This is a genomic window from Sinorhizobium fredii USDA 257 (assembly GCF_000265205.3).
Lineage (GTDB): Bacteria > Pseudomonadota > Alphaproteobacteria > Rhizobiales > Rhizobiaceae > Sinorhizobium > Sinorhizobium fredii_B.
Window position 1 is genome coordinate 828817 of the sequence record NC_018000.1, and the last position, 24647, is coordinate 853463.

The following is a 24647-nucleotide window of genomic DNA, read 5'->3' on the forward strand; positions in this document are numbered from 1 at the left end:
AGGCGGGGTTTTTGGTGCCCATAGGGCAAGACTGCAACCCCCTACATTCAGGTGAAACATATGGCTCGGGAAACCTTCCCGTCGCCCTCGAACTCACGTTCGGGGATGAGGGCGGCTATTCCAATCAGAAAGGCGACAGGGGCAACTACCTGAACGGCGCTCTCGTCGGCACCAAGTACGGCATCACGCGGCAGACGCTGGCGGCACACCGCGGCGTCAAGTCGGTCACCGCCGCCCAGGTGAAGGCGATGAGCCGGGAGGAGGCCGAGGATATCTATCGGCGCTCCTATTGGGGGCAAAGCGGCGGCGATCTGCCGCCCGGTCTGGACTATGCCGTGTTCAACAGCGGCGTCATGTCTGGGCCGTCGCGGGCTGTGAAGATCCTGCAGGAGACGCTCGGTGTTCGCGAGGATGGGCACGTCGGCGAGCAGACGCTCGCGGCCGTGCGGGCGGCATATCAACGCTGATCCGCGCCTATTGCGATGCCTACATGCGCTTCCTGCGGTCGCTCACCAATGCCAAGACAGGTTTTCCCGTCAACGGCCGCGGCTGGACCATCCGGGTCACCGGCAAGGATCCGAAGGGCGAATGGAAAGACCAGCCTGGCGTTCTCGGCAACGCGCTGCGCTTGGCGGCCGACGCCAGCGGCCAGACCGTGGAGAGGCCCAAGACACAGCCGGAGGCCAGCGCGAAGGCCGACAGCCGCGATATAGGACTTGGCGAGGTGCTGAAGAAGCCGGAAGCGTGGGGCCCGCTCGGCGGCCTGTTGTCCGCAGGAGGCGCGCTATTCGCCGGCAATGGACCGGTGCAGGGCGCTTGCCCTCGCGATGGTCGCCGCGGTTCTCGTCGGCGTCTGGTATTTCGTCCGTCGTGTTCGGGAGGCGGGTTGATGCTCAGCCGTCTCAGCCTCGCCGCCGGCGCGCTTGTAGGTGTCGTCCTCGTCTTCCTCGTTATGCAGGCAGTCAAGGCCGTCTGGATCATCCCGGCGGCGAAGGAAGAGGGGCGGAAGCTGGAGCGCCCGAACTCGATTCCGCAACCAACAAGGCAATCGGAGAACTGCGAAATGAAGCTGACGCTGCTCGCTTTAATCGACGTCTGTGCATTAAGCGCGGCCGGCTGTACGTCAACGCAACAGGTCAGTGCATCGAAAAACCGCCTCAACCAGGCGGCTAGGGCGGTCGTCGGCACGTCGCTGATCGGCCCCGCGGCGCAACGCCAGCCGATCAAGACAAGATCGACGAGACAGTCGCGGGCCTGTGCGGCGCCCGCGCCTGGACGCAGAGCGAATGCGCCCGCCACGACGTGGCGCAGTAAACCATTTCAGACATTCGCATTGCATACCAGGGCCGGGGATTGGAAAACGGAAACGAAGAAAAAACCGTCGTGAAAACTGCAACATGGAAGTTCGAATGGAATCTGAACACCCTCGTCATCCTGTTCGGTTTCGCCGGGGGCGTCATAGCCTGGGGCGCGACGTGGGAGAGGGTGGGCGCCAATCAGGATGCTCATGGCCGCTCGATCGATCGTCTTGAAAACCGGGTGACGGCCGTAGAGACGACAGTGCGGCAGCTCGACAATCACGAACTCAGATTGTCGGCCGTCGAGAAACAAGCGGCAGAGGCGGCAACCTCAATGAGGGCGGTGGAGACCACGCTGAACAGCCTTTTGGCAGACACGCGGGTTATGCGGGAGATATTGCAGAGGATCGAAGCGAGCCAGCGCGACGGGGCAGCATTGCGGCGGTGAGAACGGATCGCGATTTCCTTGTGCCAATTTTGTGCTGCGCGTGCCGGCGCGTTCCCGACTCGTTCGCGTTTTCAACTGCAATGACCTGCAAGATGGCAAATTGGCCAAAATCGCCAACAGCCTCAAAATCCTCTTGATCGGCAAGGCGTTTGCCCCTATCAGGGCGCTAACGGAGAGGTGGCCGAGTGGTCGAAGGCGCTCCCCTGCTAAGGGAGTATACCGGAAACGGTATCGAGGGTTCGAATCCCTTCTTCTCCGCCATTTCCGCAAAGCCGTTCTGAAGCTGCCGACCGCCTTGGCGGTAAAGCGCATGCCCACTTCTGTCGGCGGGGGGTCGAAGCCTTTCCAAGACGAGTCGCCAAAACGACTTCGCGCACGAAGGTCCGCACGTCCTCAGGGCTCTGCGCGACGACGCAGGACAGCCGCGAATCTCCGGCCGCTGATTCTCCGGGAATCGTCCGGAAAGCCTCCGGCTCCGGCTCGTCGAGCGGCGCTCTGGCCGGACCGAGGCGTGTGCGAAGCAGGCGCCCCGCAGCCCCGTTGCCCGGTTTTGCCCCCGTTTTGGGCCCTTTTCTGCCTCTTTCTGAAACAAATGCTGCGTTGAACCCCGGTGCTAACCCCCCGTGGCTAAAGGATTTTCTTAATGGTTTGTTAATGACCTCCGGCCGTCTGGGGCGATTTTGTGTCGTTTCAGCAACAGGGATCAGGGAAGGGCAGCGCAAAGCAGTTGATCTGACAAGTTGGACATTGCGCGCCCCACCCGGTTTTGTATTTTCAACTCCGGAAGCAAGGGCGGTTGATCGTCCGACTTCTTGAACGTTGGGGATGGGGCAGGGAACGCTGTCCTTCAGCAAAGAAACCCAGACCCGTTTGAAACTTTTGACTGGAGGTCAGAAATGAACATCAAGAGCCTTCTTCTCGGCTCCGCTGCTGCTCTCGCAGCAGTATCCGGCGCTCAGGCTGCCGACGCTATCGTCGCTGCCGAGCCGGAGCCCATGGAATACGTTCGCGTCTGCGACGCCTTCGGCACGGGCTACTTCTACATCCCGGGCACGGAAACCTGCCTCAAGATCGGCGGCTTCATCCGCGTACAGGGCGACTTCGGCCGTGACGCCGCTGACAACCGTTTCAACCTTGAAAACGACAACGATGGCGATGGCTTCGCTGACGGTCAGTCCACGTCGGACTGGGATGTCTTCTCCCGCGCTTACATCTCGTTCGACGCCAAGAGCGACACCGAGTACGGCACGCTCACCGGCTTCTTCGCTGCTGAGTTCAACGCCGACAACGACAGCGACGCTGGCGATAGCCTGATCGACGTCGATGAAGCCTACATCCAGCTCGGCGGCCTCAAGGCTGGCTTCTTCTACAGCTGGTGGGATAAGGGTCTGAACGGTGAAACCGACTCGATCGGCGAGAACACCGAATTCAACTCGATCGCTTACCTCTACGACGGCGGCACCTTCCAGGCTGGTATCGCTGTTGATGAACTCGAAGGCGCTACCACGAAGGCTAATGGTGTTGGCGTTGAAGGTATCGTTTCCGCTACGCTCGGCGGCGTGAGCTTCGACCTGCTCGGCTCTTTCGACACCGAAGTTGAAGAAGGCGCGATCCGCGCTCTGCTCTCCGCAGACGTTGGTCCGGGCACCTTCCAGGCCGCTGCTATCTGGGCATCCGACCCGAACGCTTACTGGTCTGACTCCGAGTGGAGCGTTGCTGCTTCGTATGCCTTCCAGGCAACCGAGAAGTTCAAGATCACCCCCGGCGCCCAGTATTGGGGTGACCTGAACGATGGTGCTGGCGGCTTCGACTCCGGTGACGATCAGTGGCGTGTTGGTATCACCACCGATTACCAGATCACCGAAGGCCTCGCTTCGCGCTTCACGATCAACTACACGGATCCGGATAACGCTGAAGAGCAGGTCAGCGGCTTCCTGCGCCTGCAGCGTGACTTCTAATCTGACCTGACCTCGGTCAGTAGGGAAAAGCCCGGCTCTTGAGCCGGGCTTTTTCTTTATGCGCTTTGTGTAGGGAAGCTGCGACGCGGAACGAGATTCCATCTTGCCGCTGGGCAAGCGCGCCAGTTCGGGGACCATTGGGATCTTGCTTAGCCTTGAATAAAGGCGGCGATCTCGTTTCGGAGGCCATTGAGGTGCAGGAGCGGCGCGTGGCCCTGGCCGGGAGCGGTGACTGCAACCAGGCCGGGGTGTCGCCGCGCCATTTCCCGGACGGAAGACTCGCTGAGCAACCGCGAATATTCGCCCCGGACAACCATCATCGGTACGCCTGCGAAAGCCTCGAATTGCGGCCACAGCGACGGCAGCACGGCTTCGCTGGTGAGGCCTTGCAGTTGCGCTGCGATCTCCGGGTCGAAATCTGCGATCGGAACTCCGCCTTCATCCCGATAGATCGCTTCGGCCATTTCTCGCCAGTCCTGTGGTCGGAGAGTGGGAAAGTCTGCTCCGTGCTCGCGCTGCAGGAAGCTTGGAGCCTCCGCCCAGTTACTCGGGCTCGCCGGATCATTGAGGTAGTCCCTGATCCTCAGCAGCCCGTCGATCTCGATTACCGGACCGATGTCATTGAGCACGACACGGGCGATGAGGGCAGGGGCTGACATGATGAGGTGATGCAGGATGAGGCCGCCCCGCGACGTGCCGATGAAGGTCGCCTTGCTCATGCCGAAATGCGCGCAGGCCGCGATGACATCCCCTGCCTCGACGGCGATCGCGTAACGGCTCTTGTCGCTGTCGCGCTCCGACTGTCCCCGGCCGCGATAGTCGAGCGTGACAACGGGATAAGCACCGCCGTCGGGCGAGGCAAGGAAAGCTGCCAGACGATGAAAATCGCGGCTGTTGCGCGTCAGTCCGGGCAAGCAGACGATGGGCGTCTTCTCATCGCGCCCTATGCCATCGCTGCCGTAGCGTCTGCCATAGAGCCTGAGGCCGTCCCTTGCGTGAAAATAGTGCTCCCGAAACACCTGTTCCTCACGCACCAGATGCTCTCGCATGGCTCCACCTTCGCTTACATTGCCGGAGATTGCCCTTGCCTGCGGGGGCTGCCGCTCAGGAAGGGTTGCGGCCCATCCTCAGGTCGGCGACGATGTCCGCCTGCTGCCCAAGTCGGGATTTGTAGACCTGGTAATTCTCCATCACCCGCTGAACATAGTTGCGCGTTTCCTGAAAGGGAATGCGCTCGATCCAGTCGACCACCTCGTCGATCGGCTTGCCGCGCGGGTCGCCGTAGCGCGCCAGCCATTCCGGGACGCGGCCGGGGCCGGCATTGTAGGCGATGAATGTCAGGATGTAGGAGCCGCCAAAACTGTCGATCTGCTCGCCGAGATAATGCGAACCGAGCGTGGCGTTGTACCCGGCGTCCGTCGTCAGGCGGTCCTTGGAATAGGCAAGGCCGTAGCGGCTGGCGACGCCCTTGGCGGTCGCCGGCAGAAGCTGCAGCAGGCCGCGGGCATTGGCCGCCGAAACTGCGGCCGGATTGAAGGCGCTTTCCTGCCGGGCGATGGCGTAAGCAAGTGCCTTTCCGGCGCCGCTGATATTGGCGTCCGACGGAATGACGCCGAGTGGAAAGGCAAGCGCGGCGACATCGATGCCGCGGCCGAAGGCGATCTTGCCGATCTGCAGGGACAGCTGATGATTACCCGCCTTTTCCGCTCGTGCCGAGAGAATGGCGAGTTCACCGGGGCTGGCGAGGTCCTCGGCGAGCGCCCGGTAGAGGCTCTCCGCTCGCCAGCCGTGGCCGGCAGCTTCCAGCCGTTCAATCGCCCGAACGGCTTCGCGGCCTTCCAGCCGCGCGCGCTCCTCCGCGGTCGGCGAGGGATAGGCGACGTTGAGGATTGGGCGCCCGAGCCGCGCCGCAGCGAGCTGCCCGTAGAATGTAGCGGGATAGCGGGCCGCATTGGCAAAATATTCGTCCGAACGCCCGGGACCGCCGGCCTCGGCGGCACGTCCCAGCCAATACCAGGCCCGCGAGGCCGAAATCGGCCGGCTGGACGCCTCGAGGATCTTGCGAAAGTGGCGTGCCGCGGTCGTTGAATCTTCCAGTCCGCGGAGCGCGTACCATCCGGCGTGGAATTCGGCATCCACGATGTCGGTCGCCTCGGTTGCGGCGTGGTGGGCGGCAACCCGGTAGGCGCCGCGGAAGTCGCCCTTGTCGAGCAGGCCCCGGCTGACGATCCTTTGTTCCGTCCACCATTCGCCGGGATCGACGAGGGCATTGCTGTCCTTCGGCGCCAAAGCGAGAAGCTTTGCCGCTTCCTGGAACTTCTCCTGCTTGCGCAGGTGCTCGATGCGCACGAAGAGATGGGCAGGATTGTCGCGCCAGGATGGATCGATCGCTGCGATCAGCGCCGCCGCCTTGCCATTGCCGCGGATGACCGCAGCCCAGGCCCTGTAGAGCGATTGCGCCTTGCCCAGTTCGCTGAACCGCTGCGCCTGCTCGACGCGGCCGCGGTAAAGAAGCATCTCCATGCGGCGCCTGTGGTCGGCGGTTGTAAGCAAAGAGGAGAATTCCGAAAGAATCTTGCTTTCCATCCCTCTGTCCAGCACCTCCTTGGACCAGACGGCTCGGAGGTGCTGCGTGGCCGCGCCGCTTTTTCCCTCGGCGGTGAGCGCGCGTGCGAGAACGATGGCGCCGTCGGCCGTTTCGGGCCGGGTCGAGCCGAATGCGGCGATTATGTCCACCGGACGCGGATTTTCGCGGGAAAGGGCGCGTTCGGAATGGGCGCGCAGCGTCTTCAAGCCGGGCCAGCCCTGAAGCTCGCGCTGCGCTTCGGCGATTTCGTAAGAGGGGATGTCCTTCTGCCCGGAGACGGCGATCGCCCAGGTGAGGATATGCCGGTCGAGCGTTCCCGCACCCATTCGGTTGCGGATGGTGATCGCCTCGGTCGGCCTGCGATCGGACAGCGCGTCGAGCCCGGCCTTCAGATCTGCCGCGACAGGCGCGACCGCGGCCCGTATGGCTCCGGTGACCTCGTTGGCCACCACGCGTCCCGATTTGCTGGTAGCGCCGGGCTTGCCCGTCGGTACGGGCATGCGGGTCTCGGCTGCGAGGGCGGAGGACGCCAGCATCGCGGCACCGAGAATGGCGGCGACAGGCAGAAAGAGTGGTCCGCGCATCAAGCCCCGTGCTTCCCCGTTTCTCTCAACTTCATTAGCTGCCGGATTCTCTAACGAAAAGTTAGCGGGCATCCGCCATCGACGCAATCGCCGGCAAAAGCCCGCCATCGTGCATCCCTGCCGTTTGCGACGCGCATCGAGCGGTCCAATTGCAAGAAATCTGGCAGGAAATGCGCCTCTCCGACGCTTGCCGCGGCCATGTCACATGATTATGGTGCGGCAGTTTCTAACCGTCGATTGCGGCCAAAGCGTGGGCGTGTGTTTGCCCCTTCAGCCGTCAGGAGTTGTGCATGTTCAAGGGTTCCATTCCCGCACTCGTAACCCCGTTCACGTCCACCGGCGCGGTGGATGCGGCAAGTTTCGTCGCGCATGTGGAATGGCAGATAAAAGAGGGTAGCCACGGCCTGGTGCCGGTGGGCACGACCGGTGAATCGCCGACCCTTTCGCACGACGAACACAAGCAGGTGGTGGAGCTCTGCGTCGAAGCGGCGGCGCGTCGCGTGCCGGTGATCGCCGGCGCCGGCTCGAACAACACGACTGAGGCGGTCGAACTTGCACAGCACGCAGAGAACGCTGGCGCGGATGCCATTCTGGTGGTGACGCCGTACTACAACAAGCCGACGCAGAAGGGGCTCTTCGCTCACTATGCCGCGATTGCCGAAAGCGTGAAGCTGCCGATCGTCATCTACAACATTCCGGGCCGCTCGGTGGTCGACATGAGCGTCGAAACCATGGCCGCGCTGGCAAAGGCCTATCCGACGATCATCGGTGTCAAGGACGCGACCGGCAAGATCGAGCGCGTTTCCGAGCAGCGCATGGCCTGCGGCAAGAGTTTCGTCCAGCTTTCCGGTGAGGATGCGACGGCGCTCGGCTTCAACGCCCATGGCGGCGTCGGCTGCATCTCCGTGACGGCGAATGTCGCACCGCGCCTCTGCGCCGAATTCCAGGAGGCGACCCTTGCCGGCGACTACGCCAAGGCGCTGGAATATCAAGACAAGTTGATGCCGCTCCACAAGGCTATCTTCATGGAGCCTGGCCTCTGCGGGGCCAAATTTGCGCTTCATCGTCTCGGGCGAATGAGCCGTGCCGTGCGCTCGCCCCTGCTGCCGACGCTCGAGCCGGCGACCGAAGCAGCCATCGATGCAGCGCTCAGGCATGCGGGATTGATGAGCTGATGGCACCCAAGGGCAGCGAGCGGACGGTCAGGAAAGTGGTGGCGGAGAACCGCAAGGCCCGCTTCAACTACGAGATCGTCGACACCTACGAGGCCGGTCTTGTGTTGACCGGCACGGAGGTCAAGTCGTTGCGCGAGGGTAAGGCCAATATCGCGGAATCCTACGCCACCGACGAAGGCGGCGAGATCTGGCTGATCAATTCCTACCTGCCGGAATATCTTCAGGCCAATCGCTTCAACCACGAGACCCGGCGCCGCCGCAAATTGCTGTTGTCGAAGCGCGAGGTGAACCGGCTGCAGGGCGCGGTCAATCGCGAGGGCATGTCGCTCATTCCGCTCAAGATCTACTTCAACGAGCGGGGACGGGCGAAACTGGAACTGGCGCTCGGCAAGGGCAAGAAGCTGCACGACAAGCGCGAGACGTCCAAGGAGCGCGATTGGAACCGGCAGAAGAACCGCCTGCTGAAGGAGCGCGGCTGAGTCGCTGCCACGCCGCCTTCCGTCCGCGACGCGACCCAATCCGCGGCGTGCCGCTTGGGTGGAGGGCCGGGGGCAGATCGACCGGGATTCGAACGGGGTTCTATTAAAGCTCGGCGTCGTTGGAGACGGGCTCGGGCGGGCGCGGCATGCGTTCGGACGGCTCGCGGCCGATCTCGCCCCTGAGCGTTGCCAGATCGATGAAGTGGTCGGCCTGGCGGCGCAGGTCGTCGGCGATCATCGGCGGCTGCGTCGACATCGTCGAGACGACGGAAACCTTGCGTCCCTTGCGCTGCAGCGCCTCGACAAGCGTGGTGAAATCGCCGTCGCCCGAGAAGATCACCAGATGGTCGACGGTTTCGGATTGCTCCATGGCGTCGATCGCCAACTCTATATCCATGTTGCCCTTGATCTTGCGCCGTCCGAGCGAGTCCGTGAACTCCTTCGCCGGTTTGGTGACGACCTTGTAGCCGTTGTAATCCAGCCAATCGATCAATGGGCGGATCGAGGAGTATTCCTGGTCCTCGATAAGTGCGGTGTAATAGTAAGCGCGCAGCAGGTAGCCACGTTTCTGGAACGCCTTCAGCAGCTTTCTGTAATCGATGTCGAAGCCCAAGCTCTTAGAGGCGGCGTAGAGATTGGCGCCGTCGATGAAAAGAGCGATTTTTTCGCGAGGATCGAACATCGTAATTTCCTTTTCCATGCCCTGCGCATTATAGCGAACCGCCCTTGCGGAAGTGCGCAGAAAATAGGTGCATTACATTAATAATTGCTGATATTGCAAATAATGTAAGTTATGCCACGCATTAATCCAAGCGACGTACGATGCATATAGCAAGTTTTAGCAGTTGCTCCAGTTGATCCACACTTCAATTTACGATTGCTGGTGGAGATTTCCGAGGACGCCGCCTGAAATACAATCCATATCTGTAGCCTTCGGCCGGGTCGGGGAAATGTCGTATTCTAACATGGGGCTGGGAAGATGTGAGCGCCGGGCGCAGGAAAAACTTGAACTTGTGCTGTTTTGATTGTATCCGGGCGACTAATTCCAGAAATCGGAGCTGCACGTGCCGTCCTGTCGCGGCGTTCCGGTTTCGTGTCGTTAATCATGCCGCGGCAGCCGCCGCGCTCTCGCAAAGGACAAGGCCATGGCCCGCGTCACCGTCGAAGACTGCATCGACAAGGTCGAAAACCGTTTCGAACTCGTCCTGCTAGCCAGCCACCGCGCACGCCTAATCTCGCAGGGCGCCCCCATCACGATCGACCGCGACAATGACAAGAATCCGGTTGTTGCGCTGCGCGAGATCGCCGATGAGACGCTGTCGCCGGGCGATCTCAAGGAAGATCTGATCCATTCCCTGCAGAAGCATGTGGAAGTGGACGAGCCGGAGCCCGATGCGGCCGCCATCGCCCAATCGGAACCTGCCGCTTTTGCGGAGGCTGCGGAAGAGGAGGACCAGCCGGAGGCGCTAACCTTCGATCGCATGTCGGAAGAGGAACTGTTGGCCGGCATCGAAGGGCTGGTACCTCCGGAAAAGAGCGACGACTACTGAGATCCGTTCGCGAACAGCCGTTCCAAACGTGTTTCGAAGCAGTGCGCCACTCATATGATTGGCGCACTTTTTGTTTGTCTGACTGTCATGGAGCTGCCTGCGGATGATGCGCCAATACGAGCTCGTTGAGCGCGTGCAGAAATACAAGCCCGACGTGAACGAGGCCTTGCTCAACAAGGCCTATGTCTATGCCATGCAGAAGCACGGTCAGCAGAAGCGGGCAAGCGGCGATCCGTACATTTCCCATCCGCTGGAAGTGGCGGCGATCCTCACGGAAATGCACCTCGACGAATCGACGATCGCCGTAGCGCTGCTGCATGACACGATCGAGGACACGACGGCGACGCGGCAGGAGATCGACGAACTCTTCGGCGAGGATATCGGGGCGCTGGTCGAAGGCCTGACGAAGATCAAGAAGCTCGACCTCGTCACCAAGAAGGCCAAGCAGGCTGAAAATCTGCGCAAGCTGCTCTTGGCGATTTCGGATGACGTTCGCGTGCTGCTGGTGAAGCTCGCGGACCGGCTGCACAACATGCGCACCCTCGACCATATGTCGGCGGAAAAACGCGCGCGCATCTCCGAGGAGACGATGGACATCTATGCGCCGCTCGCCGGGCGCATGGGCATGCAGGATATGCGCGAGGAACTCGAGAACCTCGCTTTCCGCCACATCAATCCTGAGGCCTACGAAACCGTCACCAGGAGGCTCGAAGAGCTGTCCCAGCGCAACGAGGGCTTGATTAAGAAGATCGAGGAGGAATTGAGCGAGCTGCTGCAGGCCGAAGGTTTGAGGAATGCGCAGGTAAAGGGGCGTCAGAAGAGGCCCTATTCCGTCTTCCGCAAGATGCAGTCCAAATCGCTGTCCTTCGAGCAACTGTCGGACGTCTGGGGCTTCCGCATCATCGTCGACGACATTTCCTCGTGCTACCGGGCGCTCGGCATCGTGCACACCCGCTGGCGCGTCGTTCCGGGCCGCTTCAAGGACTATGTTTCGACGCCGAAGCAGAACGACTATCAGTCGATCCACACGACGATCATCGGTCCGTCGCGCCAGCGCATCGAACTGCAGATCCGCACCAGGCGCATGCATGAGATCGCCGAATACGGCATCGCGGCTCATGCGCTCTACAAGGATCGGGATGCCGTTACGGGCGACCTGACACGGTCTCCGACGTCGAACGCCTACGCCTGGCTGCGGCGTACCATCGAATCGCTTGCCGAAGGCGACAATCCCGAGGAATTCCTGGAACACACCAAGCTCGAGCTCTTTCAGGACCAGGTCTTCTGCTTCACGCCCAAAGGCCAATTGATCGCGCTGCCGCGAGGCGCCACGCCGATCGATTTCGCGTATGCGGTGCACACCAATATCGGCGACACATGCGTGGGCGCCAAGATCAACGGCCGCATCATGCCGCTGGTCACCCGCCTCAACAATGGCGACGAGGTCGAGATCATCCGCTCGGGCATCCAGGTGCCGCCACCCGCCTGGGAGGAGATCGTCGTCACCGGCAAGGCGCGCGCGGCAATCCGCCGCGCCACCCGCGCCGCCATCCGCAAGCAATATGCGGGTCTTGGCTACCGCATCCTGGAGCGCACCTTCGAACGGGCCGGCAAGACCTTCTCGCGCGAGGGGCTGAAGCCGGTGCTGCACCGGCTCGGCCAGAAGGAGGTCGAGGATGCTATCGCTGCCGTCGGCCGCGGCGAGCTCTCCTCGCTCGACGTGCTGCGTGCCGTCTTCCCCGATCACCAGGACGAACGCGTGACCGTCAAGCCGAGCGCCGACGATGGCTGGTTCAATATGCGCAGCGCCGCCGGCATGATCTTCAAGCTGCCGGGGCGTTCGAAGGAGACAGCCGCGGCTGGGCAGGTCGAGGGACCCGAAGCGCTGCCGATCCGCGGCCTTTCCGGCAATGCCGAGGTGCATTTCAGCCCGGCCGGGGCCGTTCCCGGCGACCGCATCGTCGGCATCATGGATCGGGACAAGGGCATCACCATCTATCCCATCCAGTCGCCGATCCTGCAGAAATTCGACGAGGAGCCGGAGCGCTGGATCGACGTTCGTTGGGACCTCGACGAGGCCAACAACAACCGCTTCATGGCGCGAATCGCCGTGAGTGCGCTGAATGAGCCGGGCACGCTGGCCGAGATCTCTCAGGCGATCGCCACGAGCGACGTCAATATCCGCTCGCTTTCCATGGGGCGGGTCGCCGCCGATTTCAGCGAGTTGCAGTTCGACCTGGAGGTTTGGGACCTGCGGCAGCTCAACCACCTGATGACCCAGCTCAAGGAATTGCCGAGCATTTCGCTGGTCAAGCGGCTCTTCGAATAGCCTCTCGCAGAGGTGAGGCCTGCTCGCCATGCCTCTTTCTTGGGCAGCGGGATTGGCACGCATGCGCGAAACGCATGGCTGCCGGTTGATCATGACGCTGGTAGAACACCGATCGCTAAACTACTCTTCGGATCGGGAGGTAAACGAAGAGGTTTGCCATGTTCAAGCAGTTGAAGAAAATCACCCGTGCCCTGCACGGCCCCACCACCGAAGAGCGCGAGACCGCCTATCTGAACGGCTCGGTCGACCGCATCGACCTCGAGTACCGCCAGCGTCAGATCGACCGCGGCCTGTTCCGCAAGAACTTTTGATCCTCAGGTCCGCGCCCGGTAGCGGTTTTTGGATCGCGGGAACCTGGGTTCCGGAGCGGACGATGCAAGAAGGCTGTCTCGAGCTGTGCGTTTGATGAATGGCTCGGATGCTTGTCCCGCCCGTTTGCGGCTCAACCTTGCGCCTGGCGGGTCTGGCGCCTATCTTGCGCCCATCAGAAGGCGGGCGGGCTGTCTTGCGCGGTTTCAAGGTGCGACGACGACAGAATGTTATTTAGGCGCAGAGAACCGGTCACGATCTCCGAAAGGCTTCGCGTGTTCTTCTGGCCGCGCAAGGGCTTCTCGCGCGGTCCGCGCTACATCGCCCTGCGCATTCTTCGCCTGAATTCCTCGCCGCATTCGATCGCCGTCGGTGTGGCAGCGGGCGCGGCTGCTGCCTGCACGCCGCTCTTCGGCTTGCACATCGTCCTTGCGGTCATTCTCGCGTGGCTCTTCTCCGGGAATCTGGTGGCCGCAGTCATTACCACTGCGCTCGCCAATCCGATCACCATTCCCGTGATCCTGACGGCATCCTACGAGATCGGCATCGCTCTCATCGGGCCGCAGTCCGGTCCGAGCGTCGGCTCGGCGGAGATCGGCCAATTGATCGAGCATATGCAGCTTGCCGAGCTTTGGGGGCCCGTCGTCAAGCCGACGCTCGTTGGTTCGTTGGCCCTTGCTCTTGTCGGCGCTTCGATCTTCTACCCGCTCGCCTTCCAGACCGCCCGGATTTTCCAGGTGCGGCGGCGGGAGCGCCTGCAGAAAGCCGGATACCCATCATGATCATCGGTATCGGAAGCGATCTCATCGATATCCGCCGCGTCGAAAACTCGCTCGAACGTTTCGGCGAGCGCTTCGTCAATCGTTGTTTCACCGACATCGAGATCGCCAAATCGGATGCGCGCAAGAACCGCGCGGCTTCCTATGCCAAGCGCTTCGCCGCCAAGGAGGCCTGTTCGAAGGCGCTGGGTACGGGGCTGGCCCAGGGCGTCTTCTGGAAGGACATGGGCGTCGTCAACATGCCGGGCGGAAAGCCGACGATGCAACTGACCGGCGGTGCGGCGGCCCGGCTCCAGGAGATGCTGCCTGTCGGACATCGCGCCGCCATTCATCTGACGATCACCGACGACTTCCCGCTCGCACAAGCTTTCGTGATTATCGAGGCGCTGCCGGTTGCCCCCGCCGAGGGAACGGTTTAGAGCACTGCCGGGACAGTGCCGGCTCCGACGGTCGCTTGAAGCGAACTCATCCGGTGAACATATAGATGCGGTTGCGCGGGCAGGATGACAAGGAAGAACTGAGCGTGGAAGAAAAGACAGAAACGCACCAGAGCGCCCTCTGGGAAAATGTAAAGGTCATTATTCAGGCACTGCTCTTGGCTTTGGTCATCCGCACCGTTTTCTTCCAGCCCTTCACGATTCCATCCGGCTCGATGATGCCGACGCTCCTCGTCGGCGACTATATCTTCGTCAACAAGTTCGCCTACGGCTATTCGAAATACTCGCTGCCCTTCTCGCCGGACCTTTTCAGCGGACGGATCTTCTCGAGCGAGCCGAAGCGCGGCGATATCGTCGTCTTCCGCTTTCCGCCCAATCCGGACATCGACTATATCAAGCGCGTCGTTGGCCTGCCAGGCGATCGCATTCAGGTCAGAAACGGCGTCCTCCACGTCAACGACAAGCCGGTCGATCGGGTCCCTGACGGGACTTTCCGTGCCGATGACAAATATGACACCGGCGGCGACGTACCGGTCTATCGCGAGACGATGGACACGGGGGTCGCCTACGACACCCTCGACCAGTTCGCCGACTCGAGCGGTGACAACACGCGCGAATTCCTGGTGCCGGAAGGCCATTATTTCATGATGGGCGACAACAGGGACAATTCCTCGGACAGCCGCTTTGACGTCGGCTTTGTACCGGCGGAAAACCTGGTCGGTCGCGCCAGCATGATCTTCTTCTCGCTCGGCAACGGCACATCCTTCCTGAAGATCTGGGAGTGGCCGGCGAATCTGCGTTACGACCGGCTGTTCAAGGTCGTCGAATGATGAAGGGGCGGTCGCTGAACGCGGAGGATCGGGCCAGGCTCGAGACCGCGATCGGTTATCAGTTCGTAGAGAAGGAGCGCCTCGACCGGGCGCTGACGCATTCCAGCGCCCGCAATGCCAGAGCGAGCAACTATCAGCGTCTTGAGTTCCTCGGCGACCGCGTGCTCGGCCTTTGCGTCGCCGAACTTCTGTTCCAGACCTTTCTCGACGCCAATGAGGGAGAGCTGTCGGTTCGCTTGAACCAACTTGTCAGCGCCGAGAGCTGTGCCAATGTTGCCGATGAGCTGTCGCTACACGAATTCATTCGCACCGGCTCGGACGTGAAGAAGATCACCGGCAAGCACATGATGAATGTGCGTGCCGATGTGGTAGAGTCGCTGATCGCCGCGATCTATCTCGATGGTGGACTGGAGGCGGCACGTCGCTTCGTGCTGCGGCACTGGACCGATCGCGCCGCGAGCGCCGACGGTGCCCGCCGTGACGCCAAGACGGAATTGCAGGAATGGGCGCACGCCAAGTTCGGCGTCGCGCCCCGATACAGGACGGACGATCGCTCCGGTCCCGACCATGATCCGCGCTTCACGGTGACCGTAGAGGTCGACGGGATCACGTCGGAATCCGGGACCGATCGATCGAAGCGCGGAGCCGAGCAGATCGCCGCCATGCGATTGCTGGAACGCGAAGGTGTTTGGCAGAAACGGTCTGCCGGAAATTGACGGAAGCCATGACGGACAAACAACAGAACACGGGCGCCGACACCACGGCGACCCGCTCGGGCTTCGTGGCGCTGATCGGCGCGACGAATGCAGGCAAATCGACTTTGGTGAACCACCTGGTCGGCGCCAAAGTATCGATCGTCAGCCACAAGGTGCAGACGACGCGGGCGATCGTCCGCGGCATCGCCATCCATGATAAAACCCAGATCGTGTTCATGGACACGCCCGGTATCTTCAAGCCGCGCCGCCGGCTGGATCGGGCCATGGTGACGACGGCCTGGGGTGGTGCAAAGGACGCCGACCTGATCATGCTGCTGATCGACAGCGAGCGGGGATTGAAAGGGGATGCCGAAAAGATCCTCGAGGGCCTGAAGGACGTTCACCAACCGAAGATCCTGGTGCTCAACAAGATCGATCGGGTTCGCCCGGAGGACCTGCTGAAGCTCGCGGCCGTCGCCAACGAAGCCGTTCCGTTCGAGCGCACCTTCATGATTTCGGCGCTCACCGGCTCCGGCTGCGGCGATCTCATGGACTATCTTGCCGCGGCACTGCCGGACGGGCCGTGGTACTATCCGGAGGACCAGATCTCCGATCTGCCGATGCGCCAGCTCGCAGCCGAGATCACCCGCGAGAAGCTGTTCCTGCGCCTGCATCAGGAGCTTCCCTATGCCTCGCACGTCGAGACGGAGAAATGGGAAGAGCGCAAGGACGGTTCCGTTCGCATCGAGCAGGTGATCTATGTCGAGCGCGACAGCCAGAAGAAGATTGCGCTCGGCAAGGGAGGGGAGGCGATCAAGGCGATATCGACCGCAGCCCGGAAGGAGATCTCCGAGATTCTGGAGCAGCCCGTGCACCTCTTCCTGTTCGTCAAGGTGCGCGAGAACTGGGGCGACGATCCGGAGCGCTTCCGCGAGATGGGACTCGATTTTCCAAAATAACCGCTATTCTTGGTCGTTTGAGGCGGCGAGCCTCCTGTTCAGGAGCGGTCCGATCGTCTCGGCCCGATTGGTCCAGACGTAGCCGGGAAAATTCTCCGGAACGAGTGCGAGCTCATCGGCGCTGTCGATGCCGGAGGTGAAGTCGCCGCCGCGATGGGGACCGAGCAGGATGATCTCGCTTCCGGCGGCCTGCATCCGGGCGGCAAATCTATTCGGCCACCCCCATAGAAAAGGCGCGTAGTTGGCGGGCACGACGATCAGCGTATCGCGGCAGGCATCCGGCACGATTCCGGTCCAGCCATAAGCGGCATAGCGGCCAAGGCAGGCCATGGTGGATTGCCGGTCGTAGCCCCTCAGCCCGCCGACAAGCCGCAGGGCCTCCTGCGTCGGCGTTCTGCCTCCATAAACCCCGAAGACCAATTTGCGCCACTCCGGGTGAATGCGCAGCATGACGGCGAGTGTCGCACCTTCCTCCCGCCGCTCACTTTTGAAGTTGATCAGGAAGCGACCGTGCGGCAGGGCCGTGAAGACCTCCCTGAGTGTCGGCATCTGGCCTTCCCCAAGGCCGCGGAAGGGAAAAGTCTTGCCGCCATCGGCCGTGTACCCGTAGCCGATGTCGAGCGTCTTCAGCTTCGACATTGGCGTCGCCTCCGTGACACCCGCTCCATTGGTGCGGCAGTCGAGCGTCCAATCGTGGAAAACGGCGAACTGGCGATCCGGAGTCAGGTGGATATCCAGTTCGATCACCTCGGCGCCGCTGTCGAGGGCAGCGCGCATCGACGCGATCGTGTTCTCGAGATAGGCATGCCGCGGCGGTTCGATGCGCTGCGCAGTGCAGGTATCATTGCCAAGCCCGTCCAGGCTGTAGACCTGATGGATGCCGCGATGGGCGAGGACCTTCGCCGCGCCGGCGGGCGGGGTCACCAGGTAGGACGTGTTGAGGAGCCAGACGATGGCGACGATGATGACCGCGACGATGGCTATGACGGCGACTTTCCTCATCGTAAGTCCTCCTCTCGCACCACGCTTTGCTCGGCATCGCGGCGATCCCGGACGTTTGCTGCCACGCTCCCTGTTATGCGGATTGCGAACAAACTGTCACCTCCGCGCGCGATTGACCGGTAGCAGGCCCTATGGGAGGTAGGCGACCGTGCCGTCCAATGCAATGCCGCAGGAGAACTTAGGTGCCGCAACTCGTCCAGGGAAAATGGGTCAAGGATGATGTCGCCGCAAGCGAAATGAAGGACGGTGCGTTCCATCGCGAGCCGACCCGCTTCCGTGATTGGATCACCGTCGACGGACGACCCGGGCCGGACGGACAGCCGGCGGTCGCGGCGGAAGCGGGACGTTACCGCTTGTTCGTCTCCTATCTCTGCCCCTGGGCTTCTCGGACGATCGCAATGCGCAACCTCAAGGGACTCGGAGGTATCATCGGGCTCACGGTGGCAAATCCCGTGCTCGGAGAGGATGGATGGACCTACGACACGTCTGCGGACGCAGGCACCCGCGTCGGCCGTATCCGCTACCATCACGAGCTCTACACGGCGAGCGATCCGACCTATAACGGCAAGGTCTCCGTGCCGGTGCTCTGGGATATGAAGGAGGGGCGCATCGTCAACAACGAGTCGGCCGATATCCTTCGCATCCTCAACACGGCCTTCGACCATTTGTCCGGCAACCGCCTCGATTTCTACCCGGCGACCCTCCGGGCCGCCATCGATCGCTGGAACGAGCCGGTCTACGCGCGAGTGAACAATGGCGTCTACCGAGCCGGATTTGCAAAGACCCAGGCCGCCTATGACGAGGCTGTCGCGGCCCTTTTCGGTATGCTTGACGAACTCGAGCGGCATCTCGATGTGAACCGATATCTCGCCGGGGAATATCTGAGCGAGGCGGACATCCGCCTGTTCGTAACCCTGGTCCGTTTCGATGTCGCCTATCATGGCGTCTTCAAATGCAATATTCGCCGGATCGAGGATTATCCCAGCCTCTCCAACTATCTGCGCGAGCTCTACCAATGGCGGGGCATACGTGAGACTGTCCGGATCGACGATATCAAGCTTGGATATTACGGGATTCGGCACGTCAATCCCACTGGCATCGTGCCGGCGGGCCCCCGGATCGATTTCGATCGCCCGCATGATCGCTCGCGCCTTGCTGGTCTCGGCATAGTTGGCGCCTAGAGCGCGGCCGCGCTGCCGACCGGAGGCCGCACGTCTTCCCCATGTACTAAGGAAACAAATCCTTGAGGGGCCACAAAGCAGCCCATTGAATAACCGCCGAACGCCGCTAAGTTAATGGAAGTTCTGATGGATAGGAGCCTGAAGAGGCTGGCCTGACGACATCCCGGTTGAGCCCCGCGCCTCGTGCACGGCGCCGGCCCGCCGGAGGCCGTGAGGGCTTGCCCGAACCGGTTTCTCGCTACTTCTGGACACACCGGCGCTGTTTCCAAGGCGCGCGTCTTTCCAGAAGCCGACCAAACCGCCCGCGCTTCATACTGAAGAACCAATATGGTCCGTGTAGGTCTGGCGCTGAGGTTGGAAATGAATGCAGCATTGTTGAAGTTGCTTCGCCGTCTTGTCCAGAAGGGAACTCTGACGGTCGTTTTTTCATCGGGAGAAAAAGTTGTTCTGGGTGATGGAACGGGAAAGCCCGCCGCCATCCGCATAACGGACGCCGAGGCGGAAAGGGCGATACTATACGATCCCGGCCTGAAATTCGGCGAAATGTACATGGATGGCCGCGTCTTGGTTGAAGAGGGGGATATCTTCGACGTCCTGGCCATCATCAAGAGCAACGGTGTGGAAAACGCGGCGACCTTCGCCAATTCCTTCGTTGCTTTTTGGCATGTGCTGCGCCAGCAGCTGAAAAGTCGGCTGCCGGTCAACCGCAACCGCTACAATGTCGCGCATCATTACGATCTCGACGGCAAGCTCTTCAATCTCTTCCTCGACGAGGACTGGCAATATTCCTGCGCCTATTTCCATCCGCCGGGCATCTCTCTGGACGAGGCGCAGCGCGCCAAGAAGCGCCATATAGCGGCGAAGCTGCTGCTCGAGCCCGGTCAGCAGGTTCTGGAAGTCGGTTCCGGCTGGGGCGGCATGGCGATGTACCTTGCCGAAGCGACCGGAGTTGAAGTCACCGGCATCACATTGAGCGAGGAGCAACTGAAGGTTTCGCGCGAACGCGCCGCCAGGCGCGGGCTTTCCGATCGCGTGCGGTTCGAATTGCAGGATTACCGCACCATGGAGGGACAGCAGTTCGACCGGATCGTCTCCGTCGGCATGTTCGAGCATGTGGGCATCGGCAATTACGGCAATTTCTTCCGCAAGATCAAGGAATTGCTGAGACCCGACGGCGTCATGCTGCTTCATTCGATCGGTCAGGTCTACAAACCCTGGGCGACCAATCCATGGATCGAGAAATACATCTTCCCGGGGGGCTACATCCCGGCACTTTCCGAGGTCTTGCCGCCGGCCGAGAGCACGCGCCTGCTCGTCAAGGACATCGAGATTTTGCCGATGCATTATGCCTGGACGCTCCGGGCCTGGCGCGAGCGTTTCGTGGCCCGGCGCGAGGAAGCGGTCAAACTCTATGACGAGCGCTTCTTCCGGATGTGGGAGTTCTATCTCGCCGCTTCCGAGACCGCCTTCCTCTATGACAAGCACTTCATCTTTCAGTTGCAGCTCTCGCCATCGCTGGAGACGGTCCCGGTTTCGCGCGATTACATCGAAGCGAAGGAGCGCGAATTGCTGGAATTCGAGAAGACCCGGTCGCGCCTGGAACTCGTCGCGGTGTAGTGGCGTCAAGACCTGCGTTTCTGTGGAGTGCGGGCGACTGATTGGCCGCCTTCACTTGGCCTCGTTCGCCCGGACCATTATGGTCCGGCTGGAAACAACGGACGGAACGCAGAATGGTCATGACCGCAAAGCCCATCGCCGCCATCATCGCAAGCGAGATCAAGGCAACCGTGGCGCAGGTCGGCGCCGCTGTCGAACTTCTCGACGCCGGAGCGACGGTGCCTTTCATCGCCCGCTACCGCAAGGAGGTCACCGGCGGTCTTGACGACACGCAATTGCGGACCCTCTCGGAGCGGCTCACCTATCTGCGCGAGCTCGAGGCGCGGCGGGCATCGATTCTGGAGTCGATCCGCGGCCAAGACAAGCTCACCGACGAGTTGGAAGGCAAGATCGCCGCCGCCGTTACCAAGGCGGAACTCGAAGACATTTACCTGCCTTACAAGCCCAAGCGGCGGACGAAGGCGGAAATTGCCCGCGAACGGGGTCTCGGACCGCTCGCCGAGGCGATTATTGCCGATCGGTCGATTGCGCCCGCTGAACGGGCGACGTCCTTCCTCTCCGCCGACGTGCCGGACGTGAAGGCCGCACTCGACGGCGCCCGCGACATTATCGCCGAAGGCATGACCGAGAACGCCGACCTCCTGGGACGTCTGCGCAGTTATATGCGTGACGCGGCATTCCTGAGAGCAAAGGTCGTCGACGGCAAGCAGGAGGCCGGGGCGAAGTTCTCGGATTATTTCGATCACTCGGAGCGCTGGGCAACGGCGCCGGGTCACCGCGCGCTGGCGATGCTGCGCGGCTGGAACGAGGAGATCCTGTCGGTCGATATCGTCGTCGACCAGGACGCGGCATCTCAACAAAAGCCGGTCGAACGCATGATCGCCGCCGCATACGAGGTCGGTGGTCGTCTGCCCGGGGACAAATGGCTGCTGGACGTGATCGGCTGGACCTGGCGCGTCAAGCTTTCCCTGTCGCTTTCGCTCGATCTGATGCGCGAGTTGCGCGAGCGGGCCGAGGAGGAAGCAATCCGCGTCTTTGCACGCAACCTCAAGGACCTATTGCTTGCGGCCCCCGCCGGCTCGCGTGCGACCATGGGTCTCGATCCCGGCATCCGAACCGGCGTCAAGGTCGCGGTCATCGACGGCACCGGCAAGCTGCTCGATACCACGACCGTTTACCCGTTTCCTCCGAAGAACGACATTCGCGGCACGCAGGCGGAACTCGCATCGCTCGTCCGCAAACACAAGGTCGAACTGATTGCCATCGGTAACGGCACGGGCAGCCGCGAAACCGAGAAGCTGGTCGCCGATATGCTCGCGCAAATGCCGGCGCCGAAGCCTACCAAGGTGATCGTTTCCGAGGCAGGCGCCTCCGTCTACTCCGCTTCCGAAGCGGCGGCTGCGGAGTTTCCGAATCTCGACGTATCGCTGCGCGGTGCCGTGTCCATCGCCCGGAGGCTGCAGGATCCGCTCGCCGAGCTCGTCAAGATCGAACCGAAGTCGATCGGCGTCGGGCAATACCAGCACGACGTCGACCAGTCGCATCTCAGCCGCTCCCTGGATGCGGTCGTCGAGGACGCGGTGAACGCTGTCGGTGTCGATCTCAACACCGCATCGGCATCGCTGCTGGCGCGTGTTTCCGGCCTGGGCAAGTCATCGGCGGAAGCGATCGTGGCGCACCGCGATGCGACGGGTGCCTTCGCAAACCGGCAGCAACTCCTCAAGGTGCCGCGCCTCGGCGCCCGTACCTTCGAGCAATGCGCCGGCTTCCTGCGGATTCTCGGCGGCTCCGAGCCGCTCGACGCCTCGGCCGTGCACCCGGAGGCCTATGGAGTGGCGAAGAAGATCGTGGCCGCCTGCGGTCGGGATGTGCGCTCCCTGATGGGAGACAGTGGGGCTCTGAAGGCACTCGATCCGCGCGCTTTCGTCGACGAACGTTTCGGTCTGCCGACGGTGAAGGACATTCTTTCCGAACTGGAGAAGCCGGGCCGCGATCCGCGCCCGAGCTTCAAGACGGCGACGTTTGCTGAGGGCGTCGACGACATCAAGGACCTGAAGGTCGGGATGCAGCTCGAAGGGACCGTGACCAATGTCGCGGCTTTCGGCGCCTTCGTCGATATCGGCGTGCACCAGGACGGACTCGTACACGTGTCGCAACTTGCCGACCGTTTCGTCAAGGATCCGCACGAGGTCGTCAAGGCCGGCGACGTGGTGCGGGTTCGCGTCACCGAGATCGATGTCGCGCGTAAACGCATCGGTTTGAGCATGCGCAAGGATGGCGGTGCCGAAACCGGGAGAGAGGCGAGAGGGCCATCGCCGAACGGTGGCAATCGCAACGCAGCCGCGCGTCCGCAGAAATCGCCGCCGCCGGGTCAGGGCGCATTCGGTGCGGCGCTGATGGAGGCGATGAAGAAAAAATAGGCCGGAGCGTGGAACGGCGCGGCATCAAGGATCGTTACGTGCTCATCGGCTAGGGCGCGATGGGTTCTCGTGGCTGGATGCCGACCATAGGAATGCCGGACTGCGGCGGAACAGGTCAGCGGAAAACCCTCTTCCGCCGGGTATCCCGGCGAAAAGGAGGTGCATCGTGGTAGGCCATGCAATCCGCGTCCTTCCGCAAGCCGTCCTCTTGGCGGCGGCGGTAACCGCATATCCCCAGACAGCAGGCGCGCAGGGTGTCGTGAATTGCGCCGACCGCTCGCAGGTGATCGAGTTCCTCGCTCGGCAATACGCCGAGAAGCAAGCTGCCGTAGGAATGGTCAACCAGCAGGCGGTGATGGAACTCTATGCCGCCGACAGTGGCAGTTGGACCTTGGTGATAACCGATGTGTCAGGCCGAAGCTGCGTGATTCTCGCCGGCAAGAGCTGGGAGACGATCATACCCGTCGGCCCCAAAGCTTAAGCAACCGGATAGCTTCCGGCGGCGTACCTTGTTCACTCCATGACGCGGGGCGCACTCGCCAGCGTGCGAAATCCCGAGCCCACCACCGTTTCAGCTCCAGATCTCAAGAACGGGAGCAGGATAGGAATGTCCTGCTCCCGCCAGTCTTTTTTCGCTGATCAGTCCGGCCGGCCAACGCTGGCATAGGTGAAGCCGTGGCGGGCGATCTCGTCCTTGCGGTAGATGTTGCGCAGGTCGACGAGCAACGGGGCGCTCATCGTGTGTTTCAGCCGCTTGAAGTCCAGCGCCCGAAATTCGTTCCATTCGGTGACGATTACCAGTGCGTCGGCTTCCGCCGCCGCATCATAGGGATCGGTCGCATAGTCCAGGCCATCGATGACCTTGCGCGCGTTCTCCATCCCTTCCGGATCGTAGCCCGTGACCCGGGCACCCGCATCCTGCAGCGTCTGGACGATAGCGATCGCCGGGCTGTCGCGCATGTCGTCGGTGTTCGGCTTGAAAGTGAGGCCGAGCACGGCGATCTTGCGGCCGCGCACGTCGCCGCCGACCGCGGCGATCACCTTGCGGCCCATTGCTCGCTTGCGATTGTCGTTGACGGCGACGGTGGTTTCGACCAGCCGCACCGGACTGTCGTGATCCTGCGCGGTCTTGACCAGTGCCAGGGTGTCCTTGGGGAAGCACGAGCCGCCGTAACCCGGACCGGCATGCAGGAACTTGGCGCCGATACGCCCGTCGAGCCCGATGCCGCGAGCGACATCCTGGACGTTTGCGCCGACTCTTTCGCAAAGGTCGGCCATCTCGTTGATGAAGGTGATCTTCATCGCCAGGAAGGCATTGCCCGCATATTTGATCAGTTCGGACGTGCGGCGTGAGGTGAAGACGAGCGGGGACTGGTTCAGATACAGGGGCCGATAGACTTCCGTCATCACGTCGCGTGCACGCTGATCGTTGTCCGCAAGGCCGATGACGATGCGATCGGGCCGCTTGAAGTCATCGATCGCGGCACCCTCGCGCAGGAACTCCGGATTGGAGACGACGGCAAAGTCGGCATCCGGATTGGTTTCGCGGATGATGCGTTCGACCTCGTCGCCGGTACCGACCGGAACGGTCGACTTGGTGACGACGACGGTAAAGCCATTGAGATTGGCAGCGATCTCGCGTGCGGCGGCATGGACATAGGAGAGGTCCGCGTGCCCGTCACCGCGGCGCGACGGCGTACCGACGGCGATGAAGATGACATCGCTGCCGGATACGGCGGGCGCGAGATCCGTGGTGAAGTGCAGCCGCCCTGCAGCGACGTTGCTGGCGACGAGATGGTCGAGACCCGGTTCGAAAATCGGGATCTCACCCTTCTTGAGCGCCTCGATCTTGCCCTCGTCCTTGTCGAGGCAGACGACGTCGTGACCGAAATCCGCGAAGCAAACGCCGGAAACGAGGCCGACGTAGCCGGCGCCAATCATCGTAATCTTCATCCGTTCTTCCTTTGTTGGTGGTCCTTAAGCCTTGGGAGCTACTCATCCATTGATAGG

23 protein-coding genes and 1 tRNA gene are annotated in these 24647 nt (G+C 62.0%); 19 read left to right on the top strand and 5 right to left on the bottom strand.

Annotation, left to right across the window (positions count from 1 at the left end):
• Nucleotides 1-14: 14 nt before the first annotated feature.
• From USDA257_RS37575 to USDA257_RS03860, 5 genes are all read left to right on the top strand, one after another.
• Complete coding sequence (locus USDA257_RS37575; RefSeq protein WP_014761566.1) at nt 15-467, top strand: glycoside hydrolase family 108 protein; 453 nt, start codon at nt 15-17, stop codon at nt 465-467.
• Between the two features lie 23 nt (nt 468-490).
• On the top strand, nt 491-1387 hold the full coding sequence (locus tag USDA257_RS38690) for a hypothetical protein (RefSeq protein WP_014761567.1): 897 nt from the start codon (nt 491-493) through the stop codon (nt 1385-1387).
• Nucleotides 1354-1746 (top strand): hypothetical protein, encoded by a 393-nt coding sequence (locus tag USDA257_RS03850; protein ID WP_014761568.1) that lies wholly within the window; start codon nt 1354-1356, stop codon nt 1744-1746. The genes USDA257_RS38690 and USDA257_RS03850 overlap by 34 nt, the downstream gene beginning before the upstream one ends.
• A gap of 171 nt (nt 1747-1917) precedes the next feature.
• A tRNA-Ser gene (locus tag USDA257_RS03855) sits at nt 1918-2007 on the top strand.
• 635 nt (nt 2008-2642) lie between these two features.
• The gene (locus USDA257_RS03860; RefSeq protein WP_014761569.1) at nt 2643-3704 is read left to right on the top strand and encodes a porin; all 1062 of its coding nucleotides are present in this window, start codon (nt 2643-2645) and stop codon (nt 3702-3704) included.
• Nucleotides 3705-3853: 149 nt separating this feature from the next.
• On the opposite strand, the gene USDA257_RS03865 is transcribed toward USDA257_RS03860, so the two are convergent.
• Entirely contained in the window at nt 3854-4753 is a 900-nt protein-coding gene (locus USDA257_RS03865; protein WP_014761570.1) for an alpha/beta fold hydrolase, read from the bottom strand.
• 55 nt (nt 4754-4808) lie between these two features.
• Entirely contained in the window at nt 4809-6875 is a 2067-nt protein-coding gene (locus tag USDA257_RS03870; RefSeq protein WP_041413898.1) for a lytic transglycosylase domain-containing protein, read from the bottom strand.
• 290 nt (nt 6876-7165) lie between these two features.
• Here USDA257_RS03870 and dapA point away from each other — a divergent pair, with 290 nt between their 5' ends.
• Together dapA and smpB are read left to right on the top strand one after the other, a co-directional pair.
• Nucleotides 7166-8050: a 4-hydroxy-tetrahydrodipicolinate synthase gene (gene dapA, locus USDA257_RS03875; RefSeq protein ID WP_014761572.1), complete on the top strand. Its 885-nt coding sequence runs from the start codon at nt 7166-7168 to the stop codon at nt 8048-8050.
• Nucleotides 8050-8529: an SsrA-binding protein SmpB gene (smpB, locus tag USDA257_RS03880; RefSeq protein ID WP_014761573.1), complete on the top strand. Its 480-nt coding sequence runs from the start codon at nt 8050-8052 to the stop codon at nt 8527-8529. The genes dapA and smpB overlap by 1 nt, the downstream gene beginning before the upstream one ends.
• 103 nt (nt 8530-8632) lie before the next feature.
• Here smpB and USDA257_RS03885 read toward each other — a convergent pair whose 3' ends face one another.
• The gene (locus USDA257_RS03885; protein WP_014761574.1) at nt 8633-9211 is read right to left on the bottom strand and encodes a LabA-like NYN domain-containing protein; all 579 of its coding nucleotides are present in this window, start codon (nt 9209-9211) and stop codon (nt 8633-8635) included.
• A 463-nt stretch (nt 9212-9674) separates the two neighbouring features.
• Here USDA257_RS03885 and rpoZ point away from each other — a divergent pair, with 463 nt between their 5' ends.
• The 8 genes from rpoZ to era all read left to right on the top strand — a co-directional run bounded on the left by rpoZ (nt 9675) and on the right by era (nt 16417).
• Nucleotides 9675-10079, top strand: coding sequence for a DNA-directed RNA polymerase subunit omega (gene rpoZ, locus USDA257_RS03890; protein WP_014761575.1), 405 nt, complete (start codon nt 9675-9677; stop codon nt 10077-10079).
• 103 nt (nt 10080-10182) lie between these two features.
• On the top strand, nt 10183-12408 hold the full coding sequence (locus USDA257_RS03895) for a RelA/SpoT family protein (RefSeq protein WP_014761576.1): 2226 nt from the start codon (nt 10183-10185) through the stop codon (nt 12406-12408).
• A gap of 158 nt (nt 12409-12566) precedes the next feature.
• Nucleotides 12567-12719 carry a DUF3563 family protein gene (locus USDA257_RS33470; protein ID WP_014761577.1) on the top strand — a complete coding sequence of 51 codons (153 nt, stop codon included), beginning with the start codon at nt 12567-12569 and terminating at the stop codon, nt 12717-12719.
• Nucleotides 12720-12992: 273 nt separating this feature from the next.
• Complete coding sequence (locus tag USDA257_RS03900) at nt 12993-13499, top strand: DUF2062 domain-containing protein (protein WP_223843393.1); 507 nt, start codon at nt 12993-12995, stop codon at nt 13497-13499.
• On the top strand, nt 13496-13915 hold the full coding sequence (gene acpS, locus USDA257_RS03905; protein WP_014761579.1) for a holo-ACP synthase: 420 nt from the start codon (nt 13496-13498) through the stop codon (nt 13913-13915). Before USDA257_RS03900 ends, acpS begins: the two co-directional genes overlap by 4 nt.
• Nucleotides 13916-14019: 104 nt before the next feature.
• Nucleotides 14020-14763 (top strand): signal peptidase I, encoded by a 744-nt coding sequence (gene lepB / locus USDA257_RS03910; RefSeq protein WP_041414939.1) that lies wholly within the window; start codon nt 14020-14022, stop codon nt 14761-14763.
• Complete coding sequence (rnc, locus tag USDA257_RS03915; RefSeq protein WP_086018037.1) at nt 14763-15479, top strand: ribonuclease III; 717 nt, start codon at nt 14763-14765, stop codon at nt 15477-15479. The genes lepB and rnc overlap by 1 nt, the downstream gene beginning before the upstream one ends.
• An 8-nt stretch (nt 15480-15487) precedes the next feature.
• Nucleotides 15488-16417, top strand: coding sequence for a GTPase Era (gene era / locus USDA257_RS03920; protein ID WP_014761582.1), 930 nt, complete (start codon nt 15488-15490; stop codon nt 16415-16417).
• Nucleotides 16418-16420: 3 nt separating this feature from the next.
• Here the strand turns inward: era and USDA257_RS03925 are convergent, their stop codons facing one another.
• Nucleotides 16421-17419 carry a glycerophosphodiester phosphodiesterase family protein gene (locus USDA257_RS03925; RefSeq protein WP_014761583.1) on the bottom strand — a complete coding sequence of 333 codons (999 nt, stop codon included), beginning with the start codon at nt 17417-17419 and terminating at the stop codon, nt 16421-16423.
• Between the two features lie 182 nt (nt 17420-17601).
• Here USDA257_RS03925 and USDA257_RS03930 point away from each other — a divergent pair, with 182 nt between their 5' ends.
• The 4 genes from USDA257_RS03930 to USDA257_RS03945 all read left to right on the top strand — a co-directional run bounded on the left by USDA257_RS03930 (nt 17602) and on the right by USDA257_RS03945 (nt 23118).
• Complete coding sequence (locus USDA257_RS03930; protein ID WP_014761584.1) at nt 17602-18600, top strand: glutathione S-transferase family protein; 999 nt, start codon at nt 17602-17604, stop codon at nt 18598-18600.
• 360 nt (nt 18601-18960) lie between these two features.
• The gene (locus USDA257_RS03935; RefSeq protein ID WP_014761585.1) at nt 18961-20217 is read left to right on the top strand and encodes an SAM-dependent methyltransferase; all 1257 of its coding nucleotides are present in this window, start codon (nt 18961-18963) and stop codon (nt 20215-20217) included.
• 113 nt (nt 20218-20330) lie between these two features.
• Complete coding sequence (locus USDA257_RS03940; RefSeq protein WP_014761586.1) at nt 20331-22637, top strand: Tex family protein; 2307 nt, start codon at nt 20331-20333, stop codon at nt 22635-22637.
• A gap of 166 nt (nt 22638-22803) precedes the next feature.
• The gene (locus USDA257_RS03945) at nt 22804-23118 is read left to right on the top strand and encodes a hypothetical protein (RefSeq protein ID WP_014761587.1); all 315 of its coding nucleotides are present in this window, start codon (nt 22804-22806) and stop codon (nt 23116-23118) included.
• 158 nt (nt 23119-23276) lie between these two features.
• On the opposite strand, the gene rkpK is transcribed toward USDA257_RS03945, so the two are convergent.
• Nucleotides 23277-24590: a UDP-glucose 6-dehydrogenase gene (rkpK, locus tag USDA257_RS03950; RefSeq protein WP_014761588.1), complete on the bottom strand. Its 1314-nt coding sequence runs from the start codon at nt 24588-24590 to the stop codon at nt 23277-23279.
• Between the last annotated feature and the right edge of the window lie 57 nt (nt 24591-24647).

Excerpts from the sequence above, each read along its gene's own strand:
- USDA257_RS38690 (WP_014761567.1), top strand. The coding sequence starts at position 491 with ATGCGCTTCCTGCGGTCGCTCACCAATGCCAAGACAGGTTTTCCCGTC.
- USDA257_RS03860 (WP_014761569.1), top strand. The coding sequence starts at position 2,643 with ATGAACATCAAGAGCCTTCTTCTCGGCTCCGCTGCTGCTCTCGCAGCA.
- USDA257_RS03865 (WP_014761570.1), bottom strand. The coding sequence starts at position 4,753 with ATGCGAGAGCATCTGGTGCGTGAGGAACAGGTGTTTCGGGAGCACTAT.
- USDA257_RS03870 (WP_041413898.1), bottom strand. The coding sequence starts at position 6,875 with ATGCGCGGACCACTCTTTCTGCCTGTCGCCGCCATTCTCGGTGCCGCG.
- dapA (WP_014761572.1), top strand. The coding sequence starts at position 7,166 with ATGTTCAAGGGTTCCATTCCCGCACTCGTAACCCCGTTCACGTCCACC.
- smpB (WP_014761573.1), top strand. The coding sequence starts at position 8,050 with ATGGCACCCAAGGGCAGCGAGCGGACGGTCAGGAAAGTGGTGGCGGAG.
- USDA257_RS03885 (WP_014761574.1), bottom strand. The coding sequence starts at position 9,211 with ATGTTCGATCCTCGCGAAAAAATCGCTCTTTTCATCGACGGCGCCAAT.
- rpoZ (WP_014761575.1), top strand. The coding sequence starts at position 9,675 with ATGGCCCGCGTCACCGTCGAAGACTGCATCGACAAGGTCGAAAACCGT.
- USDA257_RS03895 (WP_014761576.1), top strand. The coding sequence starts at position 10,183 with ATGATGCGCCAATACGAGCTCGTTGAGCGCGTGCAGAAATACAAGCCC.
- USDA257_RS33470 (WP_014761577.1), top strand. The coding sequence starts at position 12,567 with ATGTTCAAGCAGTTGAAGAAAATCACCCGTGCCCTGCACGGCCCCACC.
- acpS (WP_014761579.1), top strand. The coding sequence starts at position 13,496 with ATGATCATCGGTATCGGAAGCGATCTCATCGATATCCGCCGCGTCGAA.
- rnc (WP_086018037.1), top strand. The coding sequence starts at position 14,763 with ATGAAGGGGCGGTCGCTGAACGCGGAGGATCGGGCCAGGCTCGAGACC.
- era (WP_014761582.1), top strand. The coding sequence starts at position 15,488 with ATGACGGACAAACAACAGAACACGGGCGCCGACACCACGGCGACCCGC.
- USDA257_RS03925 (WP_014761583.1), bottom strand. The coding sequence starts at position 17,419 with ATGAGGAAAGTCGCCGTCATAGCCATCGTCGCGGTCATCATCGTCGCC.
- USDA257_RS03935 (WP_014761585.1), top strand. The coding sequence starts at position 18,961 with ATGAATGCAGCATTGTTGAAGTTGCTTCGCCGTCTTGTCCAGAAGGGA.
- USDA257_RS03940 (WP_014761586.1), top strand. The coding sequence starts at position 20,331 with ATGGTCATGACCGCAAAGCCCATCGCCGCCATCATCGCAAGCGAGATC.
- rkpK (WP_014761588.1), bottom strand. The coding sequence starts at position 24,590 with ATGAAGATTACGATGATTGGCGCCGGCTACGTCGGCCTCGTTTCCGGC.